General features: G+C 30.8%; 16 protein-coding genes. 7 read left to right on the top strand and 9 right to left on the bottom strand.

What is annotated here, in order from left to right; translation table 11 throughout:
- The first annotated feature begins 12 nt into the window (after positions 1–12).
- On the top strand, positions 13–888 hold the full coding sequence (locus J3S90_RS00630) for an SdiA-regulated/phytase-like domain-containing protein (protein WP_210644018.1): 876 nt from the start codon (positions 13–15) through the stop codon (positions 886–888).
- On the opposite strand, the gene J3S90_RS00625 is transcribed toward J3S90_RS00630, so the two are convergent.
- Positions 871–4,608 (bottom strand): metallophosphoesterase, encoded by a 3,738-nt coding sequence (locus tag J3S90_RS00625; protein ID WP_210644016.1) that lies wholly within the window; start codon positions 4,606–4,608, stop codon positions 871–873. The genes J3S90_RS00630 and J3S90_RS00625 overlap by 18 nt on opposite strands.
- 25 nt (positions 4,609–4,633) lie before the next feature.
- On the opposite strand from J3S90_RS00625, the gene J3S90_RS00620 reads away from it, so the two are divergent.
- Positions 4,634–5,806 (top strand): Pycsar system effector family protein, encoded by a 1,173-nt coding sequence (locus J3S90_RS00620; protein WP_210644014.1) that lies wholly within the window; start codon positions 4,634–4,636, stop codon positions 5,804–5,806.
- On the opposite strand, the gene J3S90_RS00615 is transcribed toward J3S90_RS00620, so the two are convergent.
- The 7 genes from J3S90_RS00615 to J3S90_RS00585 form a co-directional block, all read right to left on the bottom strand.
- Complete coding sequence (locus J3S90_RS00615) at positions 5,803–8,175, bottom strand: GAF domain-containing protein (protein WP_210644012.1); 2,373 nt, start codon at positions 8,173–8,175, stop codon at positions 5,803–5,805. The genes J3S90_RS00620 and J3S90_RS00615 overlap by 4 nt on opposite strands.
- Positions 8,176–8,332: 157 nt before the next feature.
- Positions 8,333–9,391, bottom strand: a complete 1,059-nt coding sequence (locus J3S90_RS00610) for a nucleoid-associated protein (protein WP_188049778.1) — start codon at positions 9,389–9,391, stop codon at positions 8,333–8,335.
- A gap of 168 nt (positions 9,392–9,559) precedes the next feature.
- A complete protein-coding gene (locus J3S90_RS00605; protein ID WP_210644010.1) occupies positions 9,560–10,099 on the bottom strand; it encodes an IS1096 element passenger TnpR family protein in 540 nt (179 codons plus the stop codon).
- A 212-nt stretch (positions 10,100–10,311) separates the two neighbouring features.
- Positions 10,312–10,923: an HPP family protein gene (locus J3S90_RS00600; protein WP_188049780.1), complete on the bottom strand. Its 612-nt coding sequence runs from the start codon at positions 10,921–10,923 to the stop codon at positions 10,312–10,314.
- Between the two features lie 4 nt (positions 10,924–10,927).
- Positions 10,928–12,208, bottom strand: coding sequence for a chloride channel protein (locus J3S90_RS00595; protein WP_210644008.1), 1,281 nt, complete (start codon positions 12,206–12,208; stop codon positions 10,928–10,930).
- 275 nt (positions 12,209–12,483) lie between these two features.
- Positions 12,484–12,879 carry a hypothetical protein gene (locus tag J3S90_RS00590; RefSeq protein WP_210644006.1) on the bottom strand — a complete coding sequence of 132 codons (396 nt, stop codon included), beginning with the start codon at positions 12,877–12,879 and terminating at the stop codon, positions 12,484–12,486.
- 43 nt (positions 12,880–12,922) lie between these two features.
- A complete protein-coding gene (locus tag J3S90_RS00585; protein WP_210644004.1) occupies positions 12,923–13,489 on the bottom strand; it encodes a sugar O-acetyltransferase in 567 nt (188 codons plus the stop codon).
- A 140-nt stretch (positions 13,490–13,629) separates the two neighbouring features.
- On the opposite strand from J3S90_RS00585, the gene J3S90_RS00580 reads away from it, so the two are divergent.
- The 5 genes from J3S90_RS00580 (at position 13,630) to J3S90_RS00560 (ending at position 19,315) form a co-directional block, all read left to right on the top strand.
- A complete protein-coding gene (locus J3S90_RS00580) occupies positions 13,630–15,789 on the top strand; it encodes a TonB-dependent receptor (RefSeq protein ID WP_210644002.1) in 2,160 nt (719 codons plus the stop codon).
- A 176-nt stretch (positions 15,790–15,965) separates the two neighbouring features.
- Positions 15,966–16,586 carry a tetratricopeptide repeat protein gene (locus J3S90_RS00575; protein ID WP_210643999.1) on the top strand — a complete coding sequence of 207 codons (621 nt, stop codon included), beginning with the start codon at positions 15,966–15,968 and terminating at the stop codon, positions 16,584–16,586.
- A gap of 12 nt (positions 16,587–16,598) precedes the next feature.
- Complete coding sequence (locus tag J3S90_RS00570; RefSeq protein WP_210643997.1) at positions 16,599–17,954, top strand: histidine kinase; 1,356 nt, start codon at positions 16,599–16,601, stop codon at positions 17,952–17,954.
- Between the two features lie 199 nt (positions 17,955–18,153).
- A complete protein-coding gene (locus J3S90_RS00565; protein ID WP_188049787.1) occupies positions 18,154–18,507 on the top strand; it encodes a 2TM domain-containing protein in 354 nt (117 codons plus the stop codon).
- Positions 18,508–18,544: 37 nt separating this feature from the next.
- Entirely contained in the window at positions 18,545–19,315 is a 771-nt protein-coding gene (locus J3S90_RS00560) for a LytR/AlgR family response regulator transcription factor (protein WP_210643995.1), read from the top strand.
- A gap of 107 nt (positions 19,316–19,422) precedes the next feature.
- On the opposite strand, the gene J3S90_RS00555 is transcribed toward J3S90_RS00560, so the two are convergent.
- Entirely contained in the window at positions 19,423–19,605 is a 183-nt protein-coding gene (locus J3S90_RS00555) for a CsbD family protein (RefSeq protein ID WP_188049789.1), read from the bottom strand.
- Between the last annotated feature and the right edge of the window lie 185 nt (positions 19,606–19,790).

Genomic DNA, 19,790 nt, shown 5'->3' with positions numbered 1-19,790 from the left:
ATTAATTATCTTATGAAAAAAGGTTCGTTATTAATTGCTGTTTTTGTGCTATTAGCTTGTCAACAAAAGATGACTTCTTTGCCAATATTGTATCAATTACCTAAAAAACTAAAAGAGGTCTCTGGAATTATTTATGCTTCAAATAGCAATTTACTTTGGGCCGTTGAAGATCATGGTAATGCAAATGCTATTTATGGTTTAAATACCAAAGGTAAAATAGAAAGAACGATTACTATCGACAACACTGAAAATATTGATTGGGAAGATTTGACAAAAGATAATCAGGGCAATCTTTATATTGGAGATTTTGGCAATAATGATAATGTTAGAAAAGACTTGAGTATTTATAAAATAGAAAAAAAAGATTTACAGTCCCAAAACGTAAAACCAAGTTACAAAATCTCATTTGCTTATCCTGAGCAAAAAAGTTTTCCGCCCAAAAAATCCCAACTTTTTTATGATGTTGAAGGTTTTTTTGAGTTTAGAAATCACTTTTATCTTTTCACAAAAAATAGAAGTAAAGGTTTTGACGGTACCTCATTTTTATACAAGGTTCCCAATAAAGCAGGATTTCATCAAGCTGTTTTAATGGGTAAATTCAATACTTGCGGGACTTACAACGGTTGCGCTATTACAAGTGCTGCAATAAGTCCAGATGAAACTAAAGTAGTAGTATTAACACATGATAAGTTATTTCTATTTGAAAATTTTAAAAATGATGATTTTTTAAATGGACAAAAAACAACACTCGAACTCAACCACTTTTCTCAAAAAGAATCAGTTTGCTTCAAGGATAATGATCGTTTATTTATAGCTGATGAACGTACTAAAAATGCTTTTGGAAACGTATATGAAATTAGTCTGAAAAAATTAAAATCCAAATCCTAAACCAAATCCAATTCGGGCTTCCTCATCACCAATACTTTTAAAATAAGTTAATCGTGCCGTTAGTGTATTTAGACCATTAATCCATAATCCTCCTCCAAAAGATTGATGCCATTTTTCTGAATTTTCACCTTTTTGCCAAACTCGTCCGTAGTCGTAACCACCTAGAATTCCAAAAGACATTGGTATAACATTTCTTTTAATTTTTCCGATGTTCCATCGAATATCACTACTTTGATAAAAAGATTTGTTTCCTAGAAAGCGCTGGTTTCTAAAACCTCTTAAATCGTAATCTCCTCCTAAATTTGCCCCTTGGTAAAACTCGAAATTGTTATTAAGCACCGTTTTCCCTTTCAGAATTGTGGCTAATATTAATTTTCCGTTTGCATCTATTTTATGATTAAAATTAAGTTTACCTTCTACGGTTGGGAAATTTCTTTTTGTATCCTCCAAATTTACTTTCCAACCAGCAGTCAAAGAAAGACCCATTCCCATTGAGGGATAAGCCGGAAAATCGTAATTTTCGAAACTGTATTTTAAATTGGCTCCAGCAAATAATTGATTATCAAAAACAGTTGGATTTATGTTTGGAGCTATCTCTATAAATCGACTAACAGTTTTTTCAACAGTTATTCTTTCAAAACTAGTTTGTAAGAGAACAGTACTTCCTTGTTTCCCTACTTTTTTTATAGACGGTAATACATTTAGCATTTTTAAGCGAACACGATTGTAATCCTTACCAAAAGCCTCCTCATTATTTTCCGTATCATTACCATAGCCAAAATAATTGACTGTAAAATTTGGGCTAGTATATTGACTTTCCACATCCAAATCCCACGACCCAAATAATTTAGGAAAATTAGCGGTGTAAAAAACCTCAAATCCCTTTGTAGCAAAATAAAAATTAGTTTTTAAACTATGTTTCTGAGTGTATGGATTTTGTTTGAAATCATTTACTTTGAAACCCGTAATAATACCCAATTTTATACCATCGTCTGGATTATACCCGATGTTTGGAAGCAACGAGAAGAAATTATATTTCGGTTTTTTGTAATCATATAAACTAGTTTCGTAGTCATCTGATAATAATTTTTTTGTCTTGTGATCTAAGGAATAAGTGTTCTCTTTTGATTTGAAATCATGTATTTTTATTTTTTTTCCATTCTCAACAAGATACGAATCTTGGTTTTGTCCCCCTATTAATCGAATCTTAATTCCTGATTTTGATTTTCCCTTTACTTCAAAAACATCATCATCATCTAAGCCATAAATCCATATTTTTTTTGTTTCTGCAGCATCAAAATTTCTAACATATTGTAGTTCCTCTTTTTCGTTTTTTAATCTAAAAACTTGAATCTCCAGTTTGTTTTTTTCGATGTTGTTAATGACGAACTTATCTTTTTTATTAGTTCCTACAATTAAAACAGTATGTTGTAATACCTGATAATATTCCTTTGCGGCGCGTTCTAAATCTTTTTTTCGTAATTTTAATTTGCGTTTTATATCAGTTATAGTCTGATCTTGAACTGCGATTGGTAAGGTAGTAAAGGCAGCATCTATAGCGTTATCAGATAGGTTGTCTTCAATGTATTTCGCTTGTTTAATCCAGTCATTTTTGCTTGCTTTTTTTAACACAGCTAAATCTAATGGATAAGGCTCGCGGTTCATTATTTTGACATTTTTAATTTCGTCCTTAAAGGATTGCATGTGTCGTAAAGGCACACTTTTCATTAACAAAGAAAGTAACGTACCATCATATTTTGTAAAAGCTTGATCGCGATCTCTTGGAATAGGCTTGTAAACTATTTTTTGATCTACAGTATAAGCTCCCCAACGCCATTGATCATCATGTCTGTCCCAATCTCCTATAAGGATATCAAAAAGTCGAGCTCTTATGTACGCGTCTTCATCTATAGTATATTTTTCGTCCTTCTGTAAATTTTTTAGAACATCTTCTGTACTTAAAATTGCTTCAGGATTCCCAAAACTTTTTACCGAGATTTGACTATTTGTAGGACGCTCTTCAACCATATACAACTCATTTCCAAAATTGGCATTAAAAGTGCCTAAAGCATGATGCTTTGGAATATAATATAATTGTGGGTTGGTGTGAGAAACGCCAATTTTTTCGGCTAAATTACCAACTGCAAACGGGGTATAAGGATGTGCTGTAGTATAAAAGTCAGACAATAAACTTTCAGCAAATGTTCCGTCAAATTGATCTTGAATAAACTGATTTTTAAAAGCAACAGATTGTATAAAACGTGAGGTGCTTTTCTTTAAAGCACGCATTACATATTCTTTGTTATTTTTATCAACCAACTGTAAAGAATTAGATTGATGTCCTCCTCCGGAACGTTTGGGTTTTAATCCTCCAAAAAGAGTGTCAATTGTAACTGTTGTAGCTTCTATTGGAAGACTATAGTAAGCTCTGTAGTGTTTACCAAACAGGAATTTGTAAAATTTTGATTTCTGAGTTTGCTCTGCAGTGTAGATTTTTGCTGTGGTTTTTTTAGGAAAAGATTTTGGGAATATTGCGGTATTGTAATCGTCTTTTTGATTTAAAACTATTTGTTCAAAAAGTAATTTTTCTTTTCCATTTTCTTGACCATAAAAGTAAACTTTTGCAATACCGTTATCAAAAAATTTAAGTGCAGCATATCCGTTTTTTCCATAAGTAAAATCATTGGGATATATAGCTTTTGCTGCTTCCGATTTTGATCCAGCTCCGCTAATAATTTGTTTAATATTATCGTTATCTATATATTGTAAATTGTGATCATGACCAGATACTACTATAACATTATCTTGACTTTGTAATAGTGTTTTGACTCTTTGAACAAACTGAAAATAGAATTTGTTTTGAATGTCTTGCGGACTTATACCTGAAGTTTTTCGGATGAAATTAATAACAGAACCAATCACGGGAAGCGGAATTTTTTGTTCTAAAGGGAAAAGTTGTTTTTCAACAGAAAACTGTCCACCATGTGTTCCGTTACTCATCAAGGGATGATGTAAGGCTAAAAGGACTGTTTTTTCTTTGTTTTTATTGAGTAAATCTTCAAGTTCAGTAAAAAAAGCTTCTCTAGTTTTTATAGTACAATCGTCATTTATAGTGGGTATTTTGTCCCAGTCTTCTAAGAACCACTGACTGTCAATGGTTATTAAAACTAAATTTTCATTTATAGTCACATCATCAATACCACAACCTTTTCTTGGAAGAAAAGATTTTTTATCATTGAGATATTCTGTTACAAACTTAGCTTGGCGTTCTAGTCCTTTTATGCCACTGTACCAATCGTGATTTCCAGGAATAAAAATAGTTTGTCCTTTGAATTTTTTTGACAATTCTAATTGACTGTTTAGTTTACTTTCAGCAACCAATCTTTCATTTGTACTTTCGGCGCTAGGTAATCCTTTAGGGTATATGTTATCGCCTAGAAATAATAAAGTGGTGTTTTTATCTGCCTTTTGCAATCGATTCGATAACGTACCCAGCTTTTTTTGTGTTGTTTCTTTACTCAAATTTCCAGCATCGCCTACTAAATAGAAAGTATGTGTTACTTTTGATGTGTCAATAGTACTTATTGGAATCGGATTTTTAATGTTTTTACCATATTGTTCGTGTTTCGTAGCGCACGATTGCAAAAGGAGTAGCGAAATAAGGCAGGTGTAAATCGCTTTATTGAAAGTAATAAAATAGTTATCCGAAAATAATTTCATAATTTAGTAATATAAAAATTAGTCTATGAACCTAATAGAACAGGCAGAAAAATTTATTGAGAAATTATTCAAAGATAATCTTTCTGCTTCATATACCTATCACAATATAAATCATACGCATGATGTTGTTAATGCAGTTAAACAAATTATTGAGCAAACAAATTTAGATTTCGATGACAAACAAGCTTTACTCGTAGCCGCTTGGTTTCATGATGCAGGATATGTAAATGGTTTCGAGAATCACGAAGATTTTAGTGTAAAGATTGTTACTGAGTTCCTGTTAAATAATGGAATGTCAGGTGACTTTATAGAAAAAGTGTCTAGTTTGATAAAAGCTACTACTTTTGGTTTTGTGCCTCAAAACTTTTTAGAGAAAGTAATTGCCGATGCTGATTATTTCCACTTATCAACAAATCACTATACTTTTACTTGTAATGCTTTGCGAAGGGAATTAGAAAATACAAACAAATCAAAACTTTCTGATGCAGAATGGACAAAAGAAAACATTGATTTTTTAACCAATAAACATCAGTATTATACCGAATATGCCATAAAAAATTGGCAGCCCTCTAAAGAAAATACGATAAAAATACTTCAAAAAAATAAATCCAAAATGGAATTAAATACCACCAAAGAATCAAAGAAAAAACAAAAAGACGAAAAACCAGATAGAGCTGTTGATACTTTGTTTCGAATTACTTTAAACAATCACACCACATTAAGCGGAATTGCAGATAGTAAAGCTAATATTTTGTTATCTGTAAATGCCATTATTATCTCGATTGCTCTTTCTACTTTAATCCCAAAATTAGATAGCCCAAGTAATGCACATTTATTGATTCCTACTTTTATAATGTTGCTATCAAGTGTAATTACTATCATTTTTGCTATACTTTCTACAAGACCTAAAGTAACTAACGGCGTTTTTACAAGACAAGATATTGAAAATAAAAAAGTAAATTTATTGTTCTTTGGTAATTTTTACAAAATGCCTTTAGACGAGTATCAGTGGGCGATGAATGAAATGATGAAAGATAAAGATTACTTATACAATTCTATGATTAAGGATTTATATTTTTTGGGACTGGTTCTCGAAAGAAAATACCGTTTATTAAGAATCACCTATAATTTTTTTATGATAGGAATTGTATTGTCTGTTATTTCATTTGTAATCGCTTTTATGTCAATTGGAGCTTAGTTTAATTCATTTAATAAATCTTGATAGGAATATTTTTTTAAAGTCAGCATTTCATTATCATTTCGAACTTTAACACGTATGGCTTTCAAACCAGATACGCCTTGCAATTCTTCTACTTCAAACTGTTCAATAGTAGGTTCTAAAATATTTTTGAACTGTAAAAATTTAATATAATTTAAATATTCGGTTTCTTCATTGCTATGAGAATACACGATCGTGATTTTTTCTTTTGCTGTAATTCTCTCTTTTGTTCCTTTAATATTGGCTTTGTCGATCCGTTTTTTTACAACTTCATAACGCGCATTATAGGTTCCGTCAACATCAAATCGCTTTTCGTCCATCCTAAATCGAATTGAAATCGACGAGCTAAAAACTAATATCAATGAAGCTACCTCCAATTCATAAGGTAAGGAGTTTTTAAGTTGATGGTGCATCATTTCCATTTCACATACTATTTGCAACTGCCAAAGCCTTAAATTATGAAGGTATAGAATGTCAAAAGTCTTTGATGGAGCAATAGACGATCCGATATAAATATTATGTTCTATTCCGTCGGTTTTAAATCTTTCGTAATAATGAGGGAAAATAAGTTGTGCTTCTGCTTGTTTTTCGTCTAGTAGTGAAGCAAGTTTTTTGTTAATTATAGAAACTGCATTGTCAAATTTCTTTCTTGAATGATAGAACATTCCTGATTTCTTATCTAAACTTTCAAAATAATTGATAACAGAAATTTCTTTTGTAAAACCACTTTCTCTATTGTTTAGAATGGGGTGAATTTCATTTTCAATATAAAGCTGAATTTGCTGTTCCGTATCCGCTTTTAAGGGGAATTGAAGTTGGTTTAAAAATGATTTTAATTCAAATTTACGTTGTTCTAATACGACCAAGCTAGAGTGTGATTCTCTGTGGTCAAGAATTTTTATTAGTGTACTTACCTGATTTATTAAGTCTTCCTTTACCGTTTGATTTCTATGCTCAGAGGAACTCTGAATGTCTATCTGTCCATACAAAGGATACACTTCTTTGAAAACTATTTCTTTAAAAATATAGTCTTTGTTTTGACGGTTTGTTTCAAAGTATTTTGAAGCTTCCCGTCTAAATTTCCAATAAACACTCGGATGAATAGCAGTATATTCTCTCTGAATAATGGCGTCAATTTGATGTTGTTTGTCTAAATTGTGGCGCTCTGCCGTATCTATCAAGTACGGTATGATTAAATCTAATTTTCTCGCATTTAGACTGTTTAATTCTCTTTTATTGGAAGAAACCAACTCAATTATACCCAAAATGGTATTGTTGTTTATAATAGGTGCAAATATACAGCTCTGAATATTTTGATCTAATAAATGATTTCCTAGTTTTTCATTTCCTGGAATCAAAGCAAATTTTTCGACATTAGAAATGCATAAAGGTTTCTTTGTTTCTAATAATTTTTCAAAAGAGCAACCTAATAATTCATTTTCACAATTTAATTCTTTATCTGCAGACAGTATAAAACTTCCAGAACTTCCATCTTCGTTAAAACTGGTGTTTATAAATTTATTTTCTTCGGTATCGTAGATAACCAAACCGATTCTTAAATTAGAATTTTTAAAAATAGAGCGAAAAATAGATTCAAAATTATTTTGAAGTGATATTTGCTCCATTTCTGGTTTTAATAAATTGCTTTTTAATTTAGAAATGGCACTTTCTATGGTAGCATCAAATAATATAGCAATTCCAAAACCTTTTAAAATCCAGCTATTTACAGGAAATTTCTCTTTCCAGAGTGCAATGTTATCATAATTATCAATTAATAAATCGATTTCATCTTGTGTCAATTTTTTTACTGCAGCGGTTGGTGTTATTTCAATAAAATCGGCGTTATATAAAATCCGATATTGATTCATTATTCCATTTTGATTTGGAATGTCATAAAACAAAGGATTATTATAATCAATTTTCTGCCCATAATGTTCATTTAAAATCAAGGTGCAGTTCATGATGTAAAACTGATGTTCATTGAGATTACTGATCGACATATCAAAAGATACACCTGCTTCTTTTACTATTTTTTTTAAGCGTTCTGTATAGTTAAAACTAAAATTCTGAAAAGGAATAGTTACGGCCTTAATTTCATTATGGGTCAAAGCCGTTGGAAACAAATCTGCTAATAAGTTTTGTATTAACTTTTCGTTTTTATAAATTAAATCTAAGTTTTCAATTCCGGATCTAAATTCTGGAAATGGCTCAATTTCTTTTAATAAAGCTTTAGCATAATTAGCGCGATAATCTACATCAGAAACGGCAATCTCCTCTAAACTCTCAATGAGTTTATGAAAGGAAATAAGTGTTTTGAAGGGGCTTTCTGTGAAAAAATGATCTTTCATTTTATTTTAATGGTATAAATGTAAATTTACGAATAATACTAAAAGAATGACTGTTTTAATATAATGGATTCTGTTTGTACACTATTTTATAATTACACTTAAAAAAAAATCCCCAATTACTTTTGTAATTAGGGATTCTCTATTTTAATTATAAACCTTACGATTTTTGTTCTTTATTAAAGTAAACTAAGTAATAGTACATTTGTTTTTCTTCATCCCAACCTTTTTCAACATATTTCTCAGCACTCTCAGGATTAATAAAATCCATTTTAATTTGGATATGCGTGTCTAAATTAATTACGTTTTTGATTGACTTACGCGCATCAGAAACAGCTGCATTTGCTATTGGGAAAGAAGTGACATCTTCTATGCTATATTTTTCTCCTTTATCTATTTTATAATTTTTAAATTCCGGAATTAAGTCTGGATTGTCTAGTACTTCATTTAAAAACGCAGTTTCTTCAAACTCATCATTTTTGGCAAAGTAATTCACAGAACGGTTCATGAACATAACCTCTTCTTTTTTATCTTCCGCAGGAAAAACTACATCTTTAGCAAAGTTTTGACAGAACTTTAAATATTTTTTTGTGATAAAATTTTCGTCTTCAAATGCATCAACAGAAAGGAAATGCTCTAACCAATATCGAGCATCATAACGGTTGCTATCTACAGTAAGAATTTTATATCCTTCTTCTTTCTTGTAATTAAAGATCAAACAACCTTTGTCTAATTTATTTAAACTTACACCTTGTTGCAAAATCATTTCTAAGTGAGTTGCTTTTTCTTCAAATTGTAAAAAGTCAGCTTGAATTTCACTCTTAAAAATCCCAATAGCATCAACCACATTATTGTCAATACTCAAGTTAGTTAAGTACGTGACATATACTTCACCGTTTTTGATGTGTGGATGATTGGATTGCTCAAATAAATGATTTGTTATTTTTTTAGAAACTTCGTGAATAGTAGATGGATTATCAAAAACTTCAGTAGCAAACTTGAACATGTCATTGTAATCTAAATCGATTTCATGAGCAAACTGAAAATAGTTTTCTTCTTTTTCTCTAAACGGTTTAAAGAAGAACTCTTTCATCAAAGGCACAATTTCATCATTCAAATTAAAAGGTTGCTCTGATAAAAAAATTGGCTCATTTCTACTTTTGTTACCAACTCTATGAATTGATAAGTTTTCGATATGGGTATTATATAGGTTGATCATTTTTTTTGAAAGTGTTTAGAGTTAGGTTTTGACATTTGTTTATACTTATAAATAGAAGTGTTAAGTTCAAGTTATTATGTGCAAACAAAATAACATTTCATCTTTAGGAAATGTTTTAATTTTAAGTGTTTTGATCGACTCTGTTTTTAGCTATAGCACGAGTTTTGACTAATTCCAGTTCTCTTCAAATCCGAAATCTTCAAAACTGTCGTCTCCTTCAAACATATCCAAATCATCTTCGTCTAAGCCGTCCTCATATTCATCATTGTAATCATCGGCATTGTCTGATTCAAAGTTTTTTTCCATTGCTTCATCAGGAATTTCACCATGAGAAAAAATAGTTTCAGGATAACTGTTGCCAGTAACTGGATTTTCAATAGCTGCTAATTCTACTAGGAATGTCCACATATTAATGAAATCATAAACATAAATAATCTTAGTATTTTCCTTATCTAAAATTTCAGATAATGGATAATCACTCATTATTTTTTGTTCACCTACTACATCTCCAGTATCAAAAAGAGAGATTTCATCTTCTTGATTCCAAGTCTCGTCGCAAGTGTAAAAAGAAGCAACGTCCATCCCATCAAAACCAAAGGAATTGAAGATAGCATTGTGTAAATCTTCTAATGTATCTTCTTCTAATATTGCAATATCTCTAAAAACATCTTCTTCTGCGTCTAGAATCACTCTAAATTTATAAACCATAATCGTTCCTGTTTTTTTGAATGGTCAAAGGTAAAATATAATTTTAGATTTTGTCTCGAAGTTTTGAGACAGATTTTAGTTTTGTTGATAAGATTTTTGCGTATGCGAAGAGAATCAAAAGTGATAAAAGAGAAAATTTATTTAGCTATAATTAAAATATAAAAAGTGTCAAACGACTTCTTTTTTTGGTTATACAACTAATTTCTAATGATTTAAAAAGAGGTTTTTTTGGTAAAAACTTTGGAGATTCTTTTTCTGAATTTGTGGTATTTTTTATGACTCGGATAGAGTCTGTTATGTGCCATGTTGTTAGTAATTAAGGCTACTGCAAGTAAGATTAATGCGCCACTTAAGACAGGCGAAAGAACGTACCAATAGCCTAGATTTTTAACTTTTTCAGAACCCGCAATTGCAATTAATGCTGTGGCGCCACCAGGAGGATGCAAGGTCTTGGTAATTTGCATTAATACAATAGAGGAAGCTACAGCAAGTGGAGCAGTTAACCAAAGGATATCTGGTAAAAATTTATAAATAGTAACGCCAATCAGGGCAGAAATTACATGTCCTCCGATGAGATTTCTGGGTTGTGCTAAAGGGCTTTGAATAACGCCATACACTAAAACACTAGAAGCACCAAAAGAACCAATTAAATAAACCATATCTGATTTTGGAAGCACTGTAGATTGCAAATAAGCAATAATACCCATGCCTACAAATCCGCCTACAAAAGCCCAAAAATGTTCTTTAAAATCAACCAATGTTTCTTTATAAAGAATGTATTTAGTTTTGCGGTAGTTCCTTTTTATTTTATGAATTGATGACATATGCTTATTTTGCTAGAGTGGGTGAATAAGTATATACGGTAAAAGGATAAATCATTTTTGCAGTATACTTAGAAATCAAACAAACTACTAAAATAGGTAGAAATAAGGTATAGTCATTAGTCAATCCGCACACTAAAAATATAGCGGTAAAGGGAGCGTGGATACTAGAACTTAAAACCGCTGCCATTCCAATAATCATAAAATTTAGAGGAATCACATTTGCATCCAAATAACGATTTAAAAGTAAGGCCAAAAACAAACCTAAAAAAGCACCAATAAAAAGGCTAGGAGCAAAAACACCTCCGTCACCTCCAGAAGCCAAGGTGGCCGAAGTTACAATTGGTTTTAATAAAATGATTCCGATAAATGTTAAAGCTAATGAAAACGTAAGTGTTGTCGCATTAGGATTTAAAAATAAGATTTTCATTGTATGATAACCTTCTCCGTATAATTGTGGGAATAAGATAAAGGATAAGCTTAGTATTAAGGATCCTAAAATTATTTTAAAATGAGCTTCTTTTATTTTATAGAACTGTGCTTTAAAAAAGAGTACCGCTCGCGTAAGATATACAGAATGAATGGCGGCCAAAACTCCTAAAAGTATAAAATAGGGAGCCGCTTTTAAGTGCCATGTTGTTACATCGACAGCAAATAAAGGTTCTTCGTGTAATATGTAGCATAGCGCATAAGCCACTGTAACAGAAATTACATTGGAGAGTATAAACGCTCTAGTTATTTTTTTAGAAATTACTTCAAAGGAAAATAATATTCCTGCTATAGGACTACTAAATAAAACCGTAATTCCTGCTGAAATTCCCGCACATATTAATTCTGTTTTGTATTGTCTAAAAACATTTTGTTTGCGTTGTGCTACCGCACCAATAGTTGCTGTTGCCACAACCGTTGATACTTCAATTCCTGTAGATCCACCTGAGACTACGGTCAGTAATCCGTTGATAAAATGGGAAGGGATTTTGTAACTGGGTAAATTTTTTGATTTAGAATTTACACTTTCAAAAATTTCTTTAATCCCTTTGTTTTCCTTTTTTTTAAAAAGATATTCTCTAAGAAAAAAGATTATAGACAAACCAAAAATAGGAAATACTACAAAAAATACTGAATTTATAGTAGCTCTATGAAAAAATATAGATTCGTAATACTCCGTAGCATTCTTTAAAACGATTCCTAAAAAAGCAGAAAGAAAACCAATAAGAATGGATACTATAACTAATTTTTTAATTTTAATAAACTGATAATTTTTTTTAATTTTTGCAGTAGTATTCATTGTGAGTAGTTTGTATTCTTTTGTTTAGATAAGATGAGAAAGCACATTCTTTAAAAGGAATGAGTTTGTGTTTCACAAATTTAAAAAAACAAAACCACAATAGAATTGAAAAATACAGGTTCTTACCGTATTTTATGATTTCTTCATTTATTTAGCCTATAAAAAATCAAAATTCATTTATTTTTCATAAAAGCATAAGGGTAAGTTGTTTGTAGAAATACTAAAAATTATAATTGCTATTTTGAATAAGAAATCAAAAGATTATTTTGCTGTTCTTATTTTTTCTCTTCAGAACATAGTCCAACTATTTCATGAAAAGTGTTATGTAAATCAGTAATCGATTTCAAAATTTCATCGTCAGTTGCTTGAGATTGAACTAATCTATGTAAACCTTTACTTTTTAATTGTAGTTTTTGTGCTGCTGCTAAAATTTTGTCAGTTCTAAATTCTACAGGAATAGCTGATTTTAATAATTGTGCGGCTTGATTCATCATTTCCTCCGAACGCGATTTAATAGGAGCTAGATTTCCTTCTTCGGCAGGATGAAAAGTAGCTGACATTACTTCATGAAATTCTTTGATAGCCGGCCATTTGTCAAAAGTTGATTGTGCAGAAACTGAGTTGACAATTAAAACAAGGATAAATACGAGAAATAATTTAAAGTGCTTCATAGTTTTTATGTAATAGTTTGAAAGTTAGATAAATGTAATTCAATTATTTTTGGGATTCATTTAATTTCCGAATAATATTTGCTGGATTTCCAACAGCTAGACTATTATCAGGTATGTCTTTTGTAACCACTGATCCAGCACCAATAACACAACCATTCCCAATAGTAATTCCAGGACAAATAACCGTGTTTCCGCCAATCCAGCAATCGTTGCCAATTGTTATAGGCAATGCATTTGCTACTGTTTTACGTAATTCTGCATCAAGTGGATGGCTCGCGGTGTATAACTGAACGCCTGGAGCAAAAAAAACATTAGATCCAATTGTTACTTGAGCAGCATCCAATACTACACAATTTACATTAAAATATACATTCTCACCACAAATGATATTGTAGCCATAATCACAAAAAAAAGGAGGCTCTATATAAAGGTTTGCTCCAGCATTAGGAATAAGTTCTTTTAGTATTTCTCGTGCTTTTTTAGTTATTCGGTATTCTGTTACATTCAAACGATGCAATAGATTTTTCGATTTTCGTCTGTCTTTTACTAGAATAGGATCACCTGAAAAATAATTTTCTCCTGCGATCATTTTCTCTTTTTCGGTATTCATAAGCATATTTTTAGTGTTGTAAATGTATAAGAAAATCGTTCATATCGCAACTCATCCCCATTTATTGACAGTTCGGTTAGCTTTTGTTTTAATGTTAGTTGGGCACCAATATATTTGCTTCATCAACTAAATCAAATGATATGAAAATTTTAATCACTACTTGTCTTATATTAATTTCCACTGTATTTTTTGCTCAAACAATTATCTCTGGTAAAGTAGTAGATCAAAAAGGAAAGCCAATTGCCGGTGCAAATATTTATATTGAAGGAACGTATGACGGAAGTTCGAGTTCAGAAACAGGCGATTTTAACTTTGAGACTACTACCACTGGCAATCAAATTTTGGTTGTGAGTTTTCTTGTTTTTGAAACCTCTAAAACACAGATTGATGTTTCCAATTTTCAAAACAAAATCATCAAGCTAAAAGACAATGTCAATGCATTGGATGCGGTTGTAATTACTGCAGGAACTTTTGAGGCTGGAGGAAAAGCAAAAGTTTCTGTTTTAAAAGCGCTTGATATTGTAACTACAGCAGGTTCTGCTGGAAACATTATCGCGGCATTACAGACATTACCTGGAACGCAAAACGTGGCAGAAGACGGGAGACTTTTTGTGCGTGGAGGCGAAGCCAATGAAACACAAACTTTTGTTGATGGAGTTCGAGTAGCACAACCTTATGGTGCTTCGGCACAAAATCTGCCTACTAGAGGTCGTTTTTCTCCTTTTTTATTCGACGGAATCTCCTTTTCTACAGGAGGTTATTCTGCAGAATATGGCGAAGCTTTATCGAGTGTTTTATTGCTGAATACAAAAGATGAAGCCGATTACAATAAAACAGAAATTTCTTTGATGACGGTAGGTTTAGGCGTTGGAAATACTCAAAAATGGAAAAAAAGTGCACTAACGGTCAATGCCTCTTACATCAATTTAGCTCCTTATCAATATGCAATAAAACAAAACGTAGATTGGAATAGACCTTTTCAATCGGTATCAGGAGAAACCGTTTACCGCTATAATTTCACGAATGGAATTTTAAAAGTTTATGCTGCTTTTGATTCCTCAAGGTTTGACGTAAATCAGGAAAACATCAATGCACCACAAAAAATAAGAGTAAATTTAAACAATAATAATTTTTATTTTAATACTACATACAAAGGAGTTTTTGGTTCAAATTGGCAAATTAATTCAGGAATAAGCTACGGTTATAGTAAGAATAAAATCAAGTTTGATTTAGACGATGTTGATAATGATGAAAACGCAGCGCACTTTAAATTGAAATTAAAAAAGAATATTTCTAATCGATTTAAAATGTCTTTTGGAGCTGATTATTTTATAACCCAATTTGATGAAGATTTTAAACCCAATACTGGAATAGCAAATGCTGTTGGATACAATAGTGCTATTGCAGCTATTTTTACAGAATCAGATATTTACTTTTCTAAAAAACTGGCTGCAAAAGTTGGTTTGAGATTTTCAAATAATAGTTTACTGGAGGAAACGGCAATTGCTCCTAGAATATCACTGGCTTACAAAATGACAAAAAACAGTCAGTTTTCTTTGGCTTACGGAGATTTTAGCCAGTCTCCAAATTCACAATACATCAAATATTCTAAATTTCATCAATTTGAAAGTGAGAAAGCTTCTCATTATATTGTTAATTATCAGTTTAGTAAAACAGGGAAAACTTTAATTGCAGAAGCGTATTTTAAGAGCTATGACAATTTAGTAAAATATGATACGCCAACCATTCAATACAATTCGGTTTTTAATAATTCAGGTTCTGGATATGCTAAAGGATTAGATTTATTTTGGAGAGATGGAACGACTTTCAAAAATTTAGAATATTGGATTTCTTATTCCTACATTGATTCGCAAAGAGATTACAAAAACTTTCCTACTCAAGCTACACCAAGTTTCATTGCTAATAATAGTCTTTCATTAGTTGCTAAATACTGGATTAACGATTGGAAATCACAAATTGGTTTTACTAATTCATTCAGCACTGGCAGACCGTATAATAATCCCAATGAAACGGAATTTATGAACGGAAAAACAAAAGCATATAATAATTTAAGTTTTAATTGGGCGTATTTACTATCCCAACAAAAGATTTTATATTTCTCTGTTTCAAATGTTTTAGGAACTCAAAACGTTTATGGCTACGATTATGCAAAAAATCCAAATTCAAATGGAATTTATAATCGTACCGCAATAACACCCACTGCAGATCGCTTTTTGTTTGTAGGCTTCTTTTGGACCATTAGTGCAGATAAAAAAGACAATCAATTAAAGAATCTTTAATAAAAAACTTTTAACTCTCTAAAAATTGTGGTCTAAAAACAGTTCATCCTATTATTTCAACACTTGAGTAAGTATAAATTTTAAAAGAAAAGGCATCGCCATACTTTTGAAATAGAATTAGAGAGAATCAATATCAAACACATTTATAAAATACAATCATTTAAAAACTAGAAATCATGACTAAAATTATCACTAGCATCGCCTTATTTATTTGTAGTTTATTGTCGGCTCAAAGCCAATTTGATCAAGGCATGGGAAAAGCTTTTCAGCTTTGGGGACAAGGAAAAAATACAGAAGCATCAGATTTATTTGAAAGAATTGCTGCTGCAGAGCAAACAAGTTGGTTGCCTAATTATTACCTAGCATTAATAAATACAACTGCGGCTTTTCAAACGAAAGATAAGGAGCAAATAAATTTATTGTTGACAAAAGCGCAAAATGCAGTAACTATAGAAATGGCTAAAAATCCTAATAATCCTGAACTATTAGTACTGCAAGCGATGATTCACACTGCTTGGATAGCTTATGACCCCATGACAAACGGACAAAAGTTATCTGGAAAAGTAATGGAGTTGTATGGGAAAGCCTTAGCTATTGCTCCAGAAAATCCGAGAGTTGTTTTCGAGAAAGCACAATTTGAAATTGGTGCCGCAAAATTTTGGGGAACCGATACCAAACCAATGTGTGCTCAAATTGAAAAAGCTATTGGACTTTTTGCTACTTTTAAACCTGAAACTACTTTTTCTCCAAAATGGGGATTGGATAGCGCTATTGCAGCATCAGCAAATTGTAAATAACAGCATAAAATAATGGAAAATCACAGAATCAAAACATTTACAGAGTTTAGCAAAGGCTTCATGGTTTGTTTCAAAATTAGCTTAATTTTTACTTTAGTCTTTTCTATAGTTCAAATGAATTTTGAATTAGAGAATGTCATACGAACCTTCTTGGTAAGTTCCCTGTATTCTTTTGGGATTGGTTTTGGTAACGGAATGATTAACGTATTACTCGATCGAAGATGGGATTGGCTTGAACAAACGAATTTGAGAGTTTATTTTGGAATCATTACCACAGTTTTATACACCGTTCCTGTTGTTTTACTAATTGATTATATCACTTTTGTGATGTTTCAGGATTTAGATCCGGGACAATTTTTTAGTGAGAAAATGATTTTTGTTCATCTTTTTTATATCGTTTTGTCATTGGGAGTTTCCATTTTTATTCATGCAAGAAGCTTTATGGTCAACTGGAAACAAGCTTCTAAAAAAGAAATTATTGAACATAAGATTATTGCAGGAACTGCTTCGGCAAAATTTGAGACTTTAAAAAACCAAATAGATCCTCACTTTCTTTTTAATAGTCTGAATGTCCTGAGTTCTCTAATCGAAGAAAATCCAGATAATGCGCAGCGATTTACCACTTCCTTATCAAAAGTGTATCGCTATGTTTTAGAACAAAAAGACAAAGAGTTGGTTAGTGTAGACGAAGAATTAGCTTTCGCCAAAACCTATATGAACTTATTAAAAATGCGTTTTGAAAATAGCCTTTTTTATGAATTGCCAACAACCAATATAAATCCAGAGGCAAAAGTGGTTCCGCTATCCTTACAGCTTTTATTAGAAAACACAGTAAAGCATAACGTAGTTAGTGAACAGAAACCGTTACACATCAGAATATTTTTAGAAGGTGATTATCTTGTTGTTGAAAATGATTATCAAAAAAAAGATGTTTTGCAAGAAAGGCAAGGCGTAGGACTTCAAAATATTATCAGTCGATACGAAATTATTACCAATAGAAAAATACAAATTGATCAAAATGAAAAGGTATTTGCAGTCAAAATACCAGTTTTAACAAAAAAAATAACAATCATGGAAGCATCTATAAATTATGGAAAAGAGAACTCTTATTTTAGAGCTAAAAAACGAGTTGAAGAACTGAAAGGCTTTTACGGAAACTTATTATCGTATTGTTTTGTCATTCCTATTTTAATATTTATCAATCTTACTTATTCACCCCATTTTCAATGGTTTTGGTTTTCAGCTGCAGGTTGGGGTTTTGGATTAATTATGCATGCTCTAAAAGTATTTGGTTATAGTACTAATTGGGAAGAACGAAAAATAAAAGAGATAATGCAAAAACAAAACAGTAAAGAAATTTATAAGTAACGTAAAGAAAAAGAAATAATAGAAAAGAAATATAATAATGAAGAACAGTATGCCAAAGCATTTGAAAGAGTAGCAGCAATAAAAGTCTTTAATTATATACCTTACTTTGATAAGGATTGGGAATAAAAAAAGATAAAAGAATTGATAGGAAAGAGATAGAGAATATAAATAATAGAGTAAGAAGTTAAATTTAAGTATCATGAAAAGAGACCGCGAAAATAGATATGATAGAAAAGAAATGGATTTAAATAATCCGGATTCTGAATATGAAATGGCCTACCGAAAAGTAAAAAAAATTAAAGGTTTTTATATTCATTTAATGGTGTATGTTTTAGTAAATGCTTTTATTATTCTTTCGAGTATGAATAGAAATTCATTTCAAAATGGAGATTTTCTAAATTGGCAAACTTATTCAACGGCATTGTTTTGGGGCATAGGATTAGTAGCTCATGGATTGTCGGTTTTTGGAAGAAATATATTTTTTGGTGAAAATTGGGAGGAGAAAAAAATAAAGCAATTTATGGACAAAGAAAAAAGTCAGAAATGGGAATAATTCTAAATTTATTTGTTTACAACTTTAAGATTAAAAAATGAAAATAATCATCATCGAAGACGAAAAACCAGCTGCAAGATTATTGCAAAGAAAACTGCAAAAACTAGATATTGAGGTAGGAGTAATGCTTCATTCTGTAGAAGAAGCAATTGATTGGTTTACCAAAAATGAACATCCTGATCTAATTTTTCTAGATATTCAATTATCAGATGGTTTGTCGTTTGAAATTTTCGAACATTTTTCTACTTTGCAGCAAACAATAAAAAGTGCTGTAATATTTACAACAGCATACGATGAATATGCGTTAAGAGCTTTTAAATTAAATAGTATTGATTATCTTTTAAAACCTATCGATGAAGAGGACTTAGAAGTAGCTGTTTCTAAATTTAAAGCGCGATTACCCAAACAAGAAACACTTCAATTTGATTTCGAACAAATTAAAAAAATGCTTTCCAATCCTTATGATAAAACCTATAAAAAACGTTTTACGGTAAAAATTGGTCAACACTTAAAAGTGATTTCGGTTGAAGAAATTGAATGTTTTTTTAGTGAAAATAAAGGAACTTATATACATACTTTTGACAATCGAAATTATTTGATAGATTCGACTTTAGAAGTTTTAGAACATGATTTAGATGGAGCAAATTTCTTTAGAATTAGTAGAAAATTTATTATACCTCTCAAAGCAATTAAAGAAATTTTAGTGCATAGTAACTCTCGCTTAAAGATAATTTTGCCCACATATAAAGAAGATGAGGTTGTGGTGAGTAGAGAAAAAGTAAGTGATTTTAAAACATGGATAAACTAAGTATTAGCAATAAAAAAACTGTCTCAGATACTAAGTGCAGCAATTCAAAATGAATACAGTTGCAACAGTATTTGAGACAGTCAAATTAACTAAACAGTTTTTTAAAATTAATCAAATAATGATTTAATTTCTTTTTCTGTTTTACCTAATTTTTGCTGTAATTTACCCCACATTTCATCTTCTTTTCCTTCATCGTAAAGCAAATCATCATCAGTTAATTCAGCATATTTTTGTTTAAGTTTTCCTTTAAACTCATTCCAGTTTCCTTTAATCTCTTTTGAATTTGGCATAATTTCTAAGTTTTGAATTAATAATTGTGTTTTACAAATTTCAGAAATATACTCACAAACTCTCTTACAGAATTAAAATTTAGTTTTATATAATTCTAACTTTCAGATAATTATATATTTATGTTGACTTAAATAAAAGATTTGTATAGACTAATATAAGTGGCTGGAATATAATAAAATAAAGG

Source organism: Flavobacterium flabelliforme (assembly GCF_017948675.1).
Classification (GTDB): Bacteria; Bacteroidota; Bacteroidia; order Flavobacteriales; family Flavobacteriaceae; genus Flavobacterium; species Flavobacterium pygoscelis.
This window is presented reverse-complemented; position numbering and strand designations above follow the sequence as displayed.

Coding starts and splice junctions, on each gene's coding strand:
- J3S90_RS00610 (WP_188049778.1), bottom strand. CDS start 9,391: ATGATCAACCTATATAATACCCATATCGAAAACTTATCAATTCATAGA.
- J3S90_RS00595 (WP_210644008.1), bottom strand. CDS start 12,208: ATGAATACTACTGCAAAAATTAAAAAAAATTATCAGTTTATTAAAATT.
- J3S90_RS00585 (WP_210644004.1), bottom strand. CDS start 13,489: ATGAATACCGAAAAAGAGAAAATGATCGCAGGAGAAAATTATTTTTCA.
- J3S90_RS00555 (WP_188049789.1), bottom strand. CDS start 19,605: ATGCCAAATTCAAAAGAGATTAAAGGAAACTGGAATGAGTTTAAAGGA.
- J3S90_RS00565 (WP_188049787.1), top strand. CDS start 18,154: ATGAAAAGAGACCGCGAAAATAGATATGATAGAAAAGAAATGGATTTA.
- J3S90_RS00570 (WP_210643997.1), top strand. CDS start 16,599: ATGGAAAATCACAGAATCAAAACATTTACAGAGTTTAGCAAAGGCTTC.
- J3S90_RS00600 (WP_188049780.1), bottom strand. CDS start 10,923: ATGTCATCAATTCATAAAATAAAAAGGAACTACCGCAAAACTAAATAC.
- J3S90_RS00560 (WP_210643995.1), top strand. CDS start 18,545: ATGAAAATAATCATCATCGAAGACGAAAAACCAGCTGCAAGATTATTG.
- J3S90_RS00625 (WP_210644016.1), bottom strand. CDS start 4,608: ATGAAATTATTTTCGGATAACTATTTTATTACTTTCAATAAAGCGATT.
- J3S90_RS00630 (WP_210644018.1), top strand. CDS start 13: ATGAAAAAAGGTTCGTTATTAATTGCTGTTTTTGTGCTATTAGCTTGT.
- J3S90_RS00590 (WP_210644006.1), bottom strand. CDS start 12,879: ATGAAGCACTTTAAATTATTTCTCGTATTTATCCTTGTTTTAATTGTC.
- J3S90_RS00605 (WP_210644010.1), bottom strand. CDS start 10,099: ATGGTTTATAAATTTAGAGTGATTCTAGACGCAGAAGAAGATGTTTTT.
- J3S90_RS00575 (WP_210643999.1), top strand. CDS start 15,966: ATGACTAAAATTATCACTAGCATCGCCTTATTTATTTGTAGTTTATTG.
- J3S90_RS00620 (WP_210644014.1), top strand. CDS start 4,634: ATGAACCTAATAGAACAGGCAGAAAAATTTATTGAGAAATTATTCAAA.
- J3S90_RS00580 (WP_210644002.1), top strand. CDS start 13,630: ATGAAAATTTTAATCACTACTTGTCTTATATTAATTTCCACTGTATTT.
- J3S90_RS00615 (WP_210644012.1), bottom strand. CDS start 8,175: ATGAAAGATCATTTTTTCACAGAAAGCCCCTTCAAAACACTTATTTCC.